Below are 563 nucleotides of genomic sequence, written 5' to 3'. Positions count from 1 at the left end.
CAAGGCAACGAACGACATCTTGCTATTTTTAACGAACCACCGATGCAAACAGTTCTCAATGCGCGAGGTGGCTGACCAGATTGGCCATTCCCAACAGACGGTTCGGAGAGCGATCAATACCCTCGTCGAGAACGGATTAGTGGTTGAATTGCCCGAGAACAATCAACGGCTCGTTCAGATCAACCGCGAGCGACTCACTGTTCCGGACGACCCTCTCCTCCGAATACCGCAACCAGAGTTCCAGAAACCCGTGAAAGCCGCGGTCGACGAGCTCACTGGCCGTCTCGACGGCGTCATCGGGATCGTCCTTTACGGAAGTGTCGCGCGTGGCGAAGCCGATCGGCGCAGCGACATCGACGTCTGGGTACTCACCACGAACGAACGAGCCCCAAACCAACGAGAGGCGAACGCTGTTGGTCACGACCTCGAAGACGCCGAGTTCGACGGGAACAGGTATGCTTACGACGTCGACGTTGAGGCGGTCCACGCGATTCCCACGTACACAGAAGACGTCCGAGAAATTGTCGTTTCAGGAATCCCAATCTACAGCACTAACAAGATTG

General features: G+C 56.0%; 1 protein-coding gene and 1 pseudogene. Both read left to right on the top strand.

Annotation, left to right across the window (positions count from 1 at the left end; translation table 11 throughout):
* Window positions 1–58: 58 nt before the first annotated feature.
* Window positions 59–103: pseudogene (locus D3D02_RS21715) on the top strand (hypothetical protein); the annotation flags it as partial.
* 36 nt (window positions 104–139) lie between these two features.
* Window positions 140–563 (top strand): nucleotidyltransferase domain-containing protein (locus D3D02_RS18680; RefSeq protein WP_233560716.1); only part of this gene is annotated, 424 nt, incomplete at its 3' end.

Origin of the sequence: Halobellus sp. Atlit-38R (genome assembly GCF_003665925.1) — an archaeon.
In the GTDB taxonomy this organism is placed as follows: domain Archaea; phylum Halobacteriota; class Halobacteria; order Halobacteriales; family Haloferacaceae; genus Haloquadratum; species Haloquadratum inordinatus.
Note: the sequence above shows the minus strand (reverse complement) of the source record. Positions and strands in the feature narration are given on the sequence as shown.